This is a genomic window from Duganella phyllosphaerae (assembly GCF_001758785.1).
In the GTDB taxonomy this organism is placed as follows: Bacteria; Pseudomonadota; Gammaproteobacteria; order Burkholderiales; family Burkholderiaceae_D; genus Rugamonas; species Rugamonas phyllosphaerae.
On sequence record NZ_LROM01000028.1, the window covers coordinates 1 to 8,445 of the forward strand.

The following is an 8,445-nucleotide window of genomic DNA, read 5'->3' on the forward strand; positions in this document are numbered from 1 at the left end:
TAGTGCTGCAACCAGTGTGAAAGTAGGTTATCGTCAGGCTAGTTATATAGAAAAACCCCGTCTAGTGATCTAGGCGGGGTTTTTCGCATTTCAGAGTGCATCCCACTGCAGATCGAATTTAGCCAGATATTTCTTGAGGCGATCGGCATCGTTCGGTTTAGCTTTGGCGTCGCGCGATACTGCGAATAACTTGCGGCCCGCATCCGACAGCGATTTCGATTGGCGGCACACGGCAATCACCGCTTCCAACTGCATGCTGTCGAACAAATCCAACCCTTCCATGACGGCCGGCTGCGCGTCGTGTCGCCATAGCCTCTTCAGGCGCGCGATTTCGTCATCCACTTGCACGTCGGTGATGCGGCCAGCATCGGATAACGTGGCCAGCCGCGTGACCGAGGCCGCCAGGTCGCGGAAATTGCCGCTCCAGGCGGCGTCGCCGGACATGGCAAAGCGCATATACCGCGTGCGCGCTTCCTTGTTGAAGCTGACTTTCTCGCCGCTTTCCATGGCAGACAGCGCCAACTGGAAATCGACATTGGGCTCAATATCTTCGGGCCGCTCCGACAGCCGTGGCAGCGAATACGTCCACAGGTTGACACGTGCGTACAAATCTTCACGGAAGCGTCCGGCCAGTACCTCGGCGCCCAGGTCGCGGTTGGTGCCGGCGATGAGCTGGAAGTCGCTGGCCACTTCTTCATCACTGCCGACCGGCAAAAAACGCTTTTCCTCGAGCGCCTTGAGCAGCATGGCTTGCTCGTTCAGGCCCAGCTCGCCAATCTCGTCGAGGAACAGCAAACCCTTGTGAGCACTGCGCAGCAGCCCCGGTCGGTTGCTCGCCGCACCGGTAAACGCGCCTTTTATATGGCCGAACAAGGTGGATGCCGCGCCGTCGCCCTGCACGGTGGCGCAGTTAAGTTCGACAAATTTGCCATCGAGTTGATGGCGATTCCTTTTCAGTTCGAAGACGCGCCGCGCCAGGAAAGATTTGCCGGCGCCGGTCGGCCCCATCAATAGCATCGGCGCGCGCGATTTGACTGCCACCTTTTCGATTTCCTCGATCATGGAGTTGAAGCTGGCATTGCGCGTGGGGATGCCGGACTTTAAAAACGCCACGCCTTCCGCCTGTTCGCTTGAAAAGCGCTGGGCGATCTGGTCGTAGCGCGAAAGATCGAGGTCGATGAGCTGGTAGCTGCCCGGATCGCCGACGCCGCTGCGCCGGGGTGGCGACGTCTGCAGCAGGCGCCCGGGAAGGTAGCGCGCTTCCGTCAGCAGGAACAGGCAGATCTGCACAACGTGCGTACCGGTCGTAATGTGGATCCAGTAATCTTCGTGCTCGGTATCGAACCGATAGCGCTTGGAAAAATCGAATAACGCGCCATACACGTCTTCGAAATCCCACGCATCACGCATCGGGATGTCGTGCGTGACCACCGTGGTTTCAGGTGAAATGGTACGCATGTCGCGCGCCACATGGTGCGCCAGGTCCTGGAATTTGGCGTTATATAGCAGCTCGAAACGATCGACCAGCAGGTCCTCGTGCTGCATCAGCGACAGGCTGGGACGCCATTTTTCCCAGCGATCGCTGCGTCTCGCACCGTCGAGCTGGCTTCCCACGAAGCCGATCACCACCTTGCGCTTGATTTTCATGGATAAAAACTTATAAAAAAAGATAACTCATTATGCCTGAATGATGTTGGGGAAGTTCTGTAAAAACTGGGGAAAGAATAAATTATCGATTCAATTCAATGACTTATAAAGTAATTTAGCGCGTCTCCGTACGCTGGCATGGCGTTTGCAATAACAGGTGCATACCAGAGAAAGGGGAACGATATGAATTGGCTGATTAGTGCAGGTGCACTTGGCAAACACAAAGTAGAACCAGCGCCCGAACGCGGCGCGCCTTCGACGCTGCGAGTTAGCGCACACCGCAACGGTCAATGGCATTTGTTCCCTGCCTGCCCGGAATTGACGCACCGCCCCCAGGCGCAGAAGATGTGGCAGGACGTGCTGGCGGCCCTGGTCGACCAATAACAGCTGAAAGAAATAAAATGGAAAAACAGAACTACGACATCATCGCCACCGACAACGGCAGCTCGATCAAGATGTGGACCCAGGGCGTACCAGTCGAAGAGGCGGCCAAGCAGCAGCTGGCCAATACGGCCCGCATGCCCTTTATTTACAAGCACATCGCCGTCATGCCCGATGTTCACCTCGGTAAAGGCTCGACCATCGGCAGCGTGATTCCCACTTTGGGCGCCATCATTCCGGCGGCGGTCGGTGTCGATATCGGCTGCGGCATGATGGCGGCCAAGACCACGCTTTCCGCCAGCGATCTGCCCGACAACCTGGGACCGCTGCGCAGCGCCATCGAGCGCGCCATCCCGCACGGCATGACGCCGAAAACCCGTGGTTATCGTGGCCGCGACGAAGGCAGCTGGAATACGCCGCCAGCGCCGGTCGATGCCGCCTGGGCGCAATTGAAGGACGAGTTCGATGTGATTTGTCAGAAGACGCCCAAGCTGAGCAAAACCAACAACTACCGGCACCTCGGCACCCTCGGCGGCGGCAACCACTTCATCGAAGTGTGCCTCGATGAAACCGGCGCCGTGTGGTTCATGCTGCACTCGGGCTCGCGCGGCGTGGGCAATGCCATCGGCAGCCACTTCATCGAGCTGGCCAAGAAGGATATGCGCACCCACTTCATCAACCTGCCCGACGACGACCTGGCCTACCTGGAAGAAGGCACCAGCCACTACCAGGACTACGTGGAGGCAGTGGGCTGGGCCCAGCGCTTTGCCCGCTCCAACCGCGAAGTGATGATGCACAACCTGATTGCGGCCGTGCGTACCATCATCACCAAGCCATTCGAGACGCACGTGGAGGCCGTCAACTGCCACCACAACTACGTGCAGCGCGAACGTCACTTCGGCAAAGACGTGCTGATCACCCGAAAGGGCGCCGTGTCGGCGCGGCCGGGCGAGCTGGGCATCATTCCCGGCTCGATGGGCGCCAAGAGTTTTATTGTGCGCGGCAAGGGTAACGAGGAGAGCTTTAACAGCTGCAGCCACGGCGCCGGCCGTACCATGAGCCGCAACGAGGCCAAGCGGCGCTTCAATGCTGACGACCAGGCGCTGGCCACGGCCGGGGTGGAATGCCGCAAGGACGCCAGCGTGGTGGACGAGATCCCGATGGCCTACAAGGATATCGACGCGGTCATGCACGCCCAGCGCGACCTGGTGGAAGTGGTGCACACCCTCAAGCAGGTCGTGTGCGTGAAAGGATAGCGATGAACGTCATAGAACTTGACGGCGCGGCAGGCGAGGGCGGCGGCCAGATATTGCGCACGGCGCTAAGCCTGTCGATGATCACCGGCCAGCCGTTTCGCATCACCAATATCCGCGCGGGGCGCGCGCGCCCGGGCTTGCTGCGCCAGCACCTGGTGGCGGTGCAGGCGGCGGCGCGCATTTGCGGCGCAGACGTGGGCGACGTGGCGGTCGGCGCGCAAACGCTGGTGTTCGTCCCGGGCGCCATAAGTGCCGGCGAGTATGCGTTTGCGATCGGCAGCGCCGGCAGTTCCACGCTGGTGTTGCAGACCGTGCTTCCGGCCTTGCTGTTGGCCGGCCAGCCGTCACGGATAACGGTGACGGGTGGCACGCATAATTCGATGGCGCCGCCATCGCACTTCCTCGAGCGCGCCTATGTCCGCATGCTGGCGGCCATGGGCGCCGAGGTGGCCTTCGAGCTGCGGCGCTTCGGCTTTTATCCAGCCGGTGGCGGCGAACTGGTGGCGACAGTGCAGCCATGCGCCGGTTTGCAGCCGCTGGACTTGCTCGAGCGGGGAGCGCGCCTGCACGGCTATGCCGAGAGCTTCGTGGCGGGCGTGCCCGAGTCGGTGGCCAGGCGCGAACTGGAGTGCATAGGCCAGGGGATGGGCTGGGGCGAAGCGCAACTGCGGTGCCATCGCCTGCCAGAAGAAATGGGCCCAGGCAACGTGCTGCTGCTCACGCTCGAACACGAGCAGGTGACGGAAGTGTTTGCCGGATTCGGCGAAAAAATGGTCCGCGCCGAAACCGTGGCAAGGCAGACGCTGGAGCGCGCCCGCCGTTACATCGCTTCCGGCGCGGCAGTGAGCGAGTGCCTGGCGGACCAGTTGATGCTGCCCATGGCGCTGGCCGGCGCCGGCAGCTTTACCACGGACGTGCTGTCGTCGCACGCGCGGACCAACGCGCAAGTGATCGCCCGCTTTCTGCCGGTGCGCTTCGAGCACCAAGCGCTCGGCGACCGGCACCTGGTGCGGGTGGCACCTTGCAATCAGAGCGCCTGACAAACCTCCATAGCGCGGCGCAGCGACGAAGACAGTACGACTGTACGGCGAGGTGCTGCAACGAAGCTATGGAGGTTTTGTCTGCGCTCTTAAAACTGGAAGCGGCCACCGAACGAGTACAGCTTGACCTCGGTCTTGGTCAGGTAACTGCCTTCCACGTTGATCGACCATTGGCGGTTGAATTGGTAGCTCACGCCGACGCCCACCAGGCCGTCGGTCTCTTCCTTATCGCTCATGCCCGAGCGATTGCCTTTCAAGCTGGTGCGACCGATGCCTGCGCGGCCGAACAGGCTGAAGCGTTCGCTGACTGGCATTGTGCCTTGCGCGGCGATGCCGACAGTCTGGTCCGGGTAGAGACCGCGCTCACTGAAGACACCGGAATTTGAAATGAAGCTCAGGCTGCGGGCATAGACGTCGAAACCGAAATTGCGCGTGTACTGGTAGCCGACCTTGCCGCCGAAGGAAAGATCATCGCCGTCTGCCGCATATTTCGACGACGACGATGCCCCGCCTGTATCGACGGCCAAATAGACGCCCGGCTCGAAGGGGGCGGCCGTGGTGATGGCGGGGGCGGCGGCCAGCGCTGCCAGGGCGAGAATGAAACGTCGCATGCTATTCCTTTTAAGATGGTCATGGATGCGGCATTGAATTATTTGCAATGCCGACAGGCAAGCATACTAAATCCATCTTACTTTTAAAGCAACTGAGCCGGCTCCATTGCCGGTGGCGCCAGATAGCGGCGCAACACATCGGCTTCCTCGCCAGGGCTGCGGCCAAAAAAGCGTTTGAACTCGCGGCTGAATTGGGACGGGCTTTCATAGCCGACCTGGGCGCACGCCGCTTGCGCGGTCATGTCGTTGCGCGCCATTAGCAGCCGGGCCTGGTGCAGGCGCGCCGATTTCACATACTGGATCGGCGAGCAGTGCGTGACCGATTTGAAATGCACGTGGAAGGCAGGCACGCTCATATTGGCTTCGGCGGCCAGCATACCCACATCGATGCTGGCCGCGTAGTCGGCGTGGATGCGGCGCAGCGCCTTGGCGATTCTGCCAAACTGGCCCTGGCTGGTGAGCGCCGCGCGCATCGCTGCCCCTTGCTCCCCCATCAGCACCCGGAAACAGATCTCGCGCACGATGGCCGGCCCCAGCACGCGCGCCTCCAGCGGCGAGTTCAGTGTTTCGAGCAGGCGCAACACCGTGTCGCGCAGGCGATCATCCATGCGCGTGGTCATCATGCCCTTGGGGGCGGCCGGCACGTCGGTGTCGGTCTGGTCGATGGCGAACATCAGGTCGGCCAGGGTGGTGCGGTCAACCTGGATCGTCAGGCCCAGGAACGGTTCCTCCGGCGTGGCCTCGGTGGCGCTGGAAAAAGGCATCGGGATGGCCACCACCAGGTACTGGTCGGCATCAAACTGCAGCACGTCGGTGCCGAAAAAGGCACGCTTGCGTCCTTGCAGGGCGATGGCAATGCAGGGCTCCGACATGACCGGCGTCTTGGCCACGCTCTGGGTGGCGCGCGTCAGGCGCACGGCGGCGACATCGGTGTCGGTATAGCCGTCGTGCCGGGCCAGTTGGCGATGCAGTTCGATCAGGCGGTCCACGTGATTTCCTTTCGTGCTCTCATGAATAGGAATGATCCATCAAAAGGCGCTGGGCCGCCATGGCCGGTGAATCGAAGTATAGGATTAGGCAAGAATCGCATAGTCATGTGCATTTGCAGCATGGACGGGCGGCCGTAAGATGCATGCTCGTGTCATTGCCAGGGAAAGGACTGCATCATGAACCCACCGTTACAGCGTAAAGTCATCCTGATCGCCGGCGCCAGCCGGGGCAGCGGACCGGCCACCGCGCGCCAGCTGGCGCAGCAGGGCCACCACGTGGTGCTGGGTGCGCGTCGTTCGAACCGCTTGCAGGGCCTGGTGAACGAGATCCGCAAGGCTGGCGGCTCGGCCGAGTGGTATGCGCTCGATGTCAGTCAGCCGACGGAAATGGAGGCGTTCCTGGCGTTCGCCGAAGATGTCCACAAGCGCGTCGATGTCGTCATCCATAACGCCTGAAATTACTCGTCTTTCAACAGTAGTTGTATCAGGCTCTCCGCGGTGGCCCGGAGTTGTTCGGTGCCGTGGTAGATGCGCTCCATCACCACGTTACCCCGGGTGAAAGTAACCAGCAGACGGGCGGCGTCGGGCGGCGGAAGACGTAGCCGCGCCACCGCATCGGGCGCCGACAATCGTTCTTCCAGCACTTGCCCCAATCCTTCCAGCATGCCGCGCAAAGCGCTACGCACCGGCTCGTCCATGGCGGTTTCGTCGGTCGCGATCTTGGTGGTCAGGCAGCCGCGCGAGCGCGGCGCCGCAGTGTCGTCGAGTGCCGGCGCCAGTTCCGACATCGACTTGATCACGTAGTCGAAGTAGGCGCGCAGCGCTCCTACCGGATCGCGGAGCTGCATGTGCCCGCGCACTGTTTCGAGGTAGCGGCGCTGGTAGCGCGCAAATGCCAGCAGGAAGATCGCCTGCTTGTCGCCGTAGGCGTTGTAGAGCGAGCCGCGCAGCACGCCGGTCGCCTGCGCCAGCTCCTGCATCGAGGTCGCGCCGTAGCCACGGCGCCAGAACACATGCATCGCACGTTCCAGCGCTTCTTCTTCATTGAATTGTTTTATGCCAGCCATGGGCCGATTATCGGCATTCTTGAAGTTTGACTATGCTGTCAAACATCGTGAGGAGCTGTGAATGGACATCGTTGAAGATCGGGCCGCCACCGGGCGCGCCATATTTGCGGGCCTCTGCGCCAGTCTGGTGGGCATCGGACTGGCGCGCTTTGCTTACACGCCGTTGATCCCGCCGATGATCGAGGCGCACTGGTTCGTCGCCAGCGACGTGGTCTACCTGGGCGCGGCCAACCTGGTCGGCTACCTGGTGGGCGCCTTGCTGGGGCGGCCGCTGGCGCGCCGTTACGGCGCCCGGCCCACCCTGCGGGCGATGATGTTGCTGACCTCGTTGGCCTTCTTTGCCTGCGCGTTCCCGTTGTCGGTGGGCTGGTTCTTCGTCTGGCGCCTGTTGTCGGGCGTATCCGGCGGCGTGATCATGGTGCTGGCTGCATCGAGCGTGTTGCCGCATGTGCCAACTGCGCGCAAGGGCATGGCCAGCGGCGCGATTTTCCTCGGCATCGGCGTTGGTATTGCCATGTCGGGCACGCTGGTGCCGCTGTTGCTAGACGTGGGCATGCGCGCCACGTGGCTTGGGCTCGGCATGCTGTCGCTGCTGCTCACGTTGGCAAGCTGGGCCTGCTGGCCGCACGTCGCGCACATCCATCCGCCGGTGGGGTATGCGGCAATGACCATAGAGCTGGCCGCGCGCTCCGAACTCCTGCTGCTGTACGTGCAATACGCGTTGATGGCCGTGGGCCTGGTACCGTTGATGATGTTTCTGGTCGATTACGTGGCGCGCGGACTGGGCTGGGGCTCGCACGAGGCCGCGCTGTTCTGGATCGTGTATGGCGTGGGCGCGATGATCGGTCCGATGGCCTACGGCTGGATGTCCGATCGCCTGGGGGCGGCGGCCACCAGTCACCTGATGACCTGGCTTCAAATTGGCGCTGTGGGCGTGATGATGTTTTCGTCGCACCACCTGGTGCTGATGCTGGCGACACTGGTTGTCGGTTCCTACCCGCCGGGCGTGCCGCCGATTACCCTGGCGCGGGTGCACCGCATCTTGCCTGGTGACGCTCATGGGCAAAATATCGTTTGGAGCAAGGCCACCACGGTGTTCGCATTGACCCAGGCATTGGCCGGTTACGGCTACTCGTACCTGTTCGCACAAAGCGGTGGCGACCACCGGATATTGATGGGCGTGGGGGCGGCCGCATTGGGCATCATTATTTTGTCAGACGCCGCCAGAAAAGTCCTTGCCAAGCCTGCGAGGGCTGCCCTATAATTCGCCCCCTCGCAGAACAGCGCATGCAAATGCAGAGTGAAACGAGAAAAAAAGAAGGTTGACGAAACAAGCTAAACGCTTCATACTCTTTCTTCTTCGCGGCAGACAAAACGATCGCAGCGAAGCGTAGTGCAGGCAACACCGAATACAGTTCTTTAAAAATTAACAGTCGATAAGTGTGGACGTTTGA

General features: G+C 61.5%; 8 protein-coding genes. 4 read left to right on the forward strand and 4 right to left on the reverse strand.

Going from position 1 to position 8,445, the window contains the following annotated elements:
• Positions 1 to 90: 90 nt before the first annotated feature.
• Positions 91 to 1,647, reverse strand: coding sequence for an RNA repair transcriptional activator RtcR (gene rtcR / locus DUPY_RS01885; RefSeq protein WP_070246005.1), 1,557 nt, complete (start codon positions 1,645 to 1,647; stop codon positions 91 to 93).
• 401 nt (positions 1,648 to 2,048) lie between these two features.
• Here rtcR and DUPY_RS01890 point away from each other — a divergent pair, with 401 nt between their 5' ends.
• Complete coding sequence (locus DUPY_RS01890; RefSeq protein WP_070246006.1) at positions 2,049 to 3,284, forward strand: RtcB family protein; 1,236 nt, start codon at positions 2,049 to 2,051, stop codon at positions 3,282 to 3,284.
• A 2-nt stretch (positions 3,285 to 3,286) separates the two neighbouring features.
• A complete protein-coding gene (gene rtcA, locus DUPY_RS01895; RefSeq protein ID WP_070246007.1) occupies positions 3,287 to 4,324 on the forward strand; it encodes an RNA 3'-terminal phosphate cyclase in 1,038 nt (345 codons plus the stop codon).
• An 89-nt stretch (positions 4,325 to 4,413) separates the two neighbouring features.
• Here the strand turns inward: rtcA and DUPY_RS01900 are convergent, their stop codons facing one another.
• Together DUPY_RS01900 and DUPY_RS01905 are read right to left on the reverse strand one after the other, a co-directional pair.
• Positions 4,414 to 4,935, reverse strand: coding sequence for an outer membrane beta-barrel protein (locus DUPY_RS01900; protein ID WP_070246008.1), 522 nt, complete (start codon positions 4,933 to 4,935; stop codon positions 4,414 to 4,416).
• Positions 4,936 to 5,018: 83 nt separating this feature from the next.
• Complete coding sequence (locus DUPY_RS01905; protein WP_070246012.1) at positions 5,019 to 5,915, reverse strand: AraC family transcriptional regulator; 897 nt, start codon at positions 5,913 to 5,915, stop codon at positions 5,019 to 5,021.
• A 186-nt stretch (positions 5,916 to 6,101) separates the two neighbouring features.
• Here DUPY_RS01905 and DUPY_RS01910 point away from each other — a divergent pair, with 186 nt between their 5' ends.
• Positions 6,102 to 6,380 carry an SDR family NAD(P)-dependent oxidoreductase gene (locus DUPY_RS01910; RefSeq protein ID WP_070246009.1) on the forward strand — a complete coding sequence of 93 codons (279 nt, stop codon included), beginning with the start codon at positions 6,102 to 6,104 and terminating at the stop codon, positions 6,378 to 6,380.
• A gap of 2 nt (positions 6,381 to 6,382) precedes the next feature.
• Here the strand turns inward: DUPY_RS01910 and DUPY_RS01915 are convergent, their stop codons facing one another.
• On the reverse strand, positions 6,383 to 6,991 hold the full coding sequence (locus tag DUPY_RS01915; protein WP_070246010.1) for a TetR/AcrR family transcriptional regulator: 609 nt from the start codon (positions 6,989 to 6,991) through the stop codon (positions 6,383 to 6,385).
• 61 nt (positions 6,992 to 7,052) lie between these two features.
• Between DUPY_RS01915 and DUPY_RS01920 the strand changes: the two genes are divergently transcribed.
• Positions 7,053 to 8,255: a YbfB/YjiJ family MFS transporter gene (locus DUPY_RS01920; RefSeq protein ID WP_070246011.1), complete on the forward strand. Its 1,203-nt coding sequence runs from the start codon at positions 7,053 to 7,055 to the stop codon at positions 8,253 to 8,255.
• Positions 8,256 to 8,445: the final 190 nt, after the last annotated feature.

Bases quoted from the DNA above. Each gene is read 5' to 3' on its own strand.
- rtcR (WP_070246005.1), bottom strand. From the start codon at position 1,647: ATGAAAATCAAGCGCAAGGTGGTGATCGGCTTCGTGGGAAGCCAGCTC.
- DUPY_RS01890 (WP_070246006.1), top strand. From the start codon at position 2,049: ATGGAAAAACAGAACTACGACATCATCGCCACCGACAACGGCAGCTCG.
- rtcA (WP_070246007.1), top strand. From the start codon at position 3,287: ATGAACGTCATAGAACTTGACGGCGCGGCAGGCGAGGGCGGCGGCCAG.
- DUPY_RS01900 (WP_070246008.1), bottom strand. From the start codon at position 4,935: ATGCGACGTTTCATTCTCGCCCTGGCAGCGCTGGCCGCCGCCCCCGCC.
- DUPY_RS01910 (WP_070246009.1), top strand. From the start codon at position 6,102: ATGAACCCACCGTTACAGCGTAAAGTCATCCTGATCGCCGGCGCCAGC.
- DUPY_RS01915 (WP_070246010.1), bottom strand. From the start codon at position 6,991: ATGGCTGGCATAAAACAATTCAATGAAGAAGAAGCGCTGGAACGTGCG.
- DUPY_RS01920 (WP_070246011.1), top strand. From the start codon at position 7,053: ATGGACATCGTTGAAGATCGGGCCGCCACCGGGCGCGCCATATTTGCG.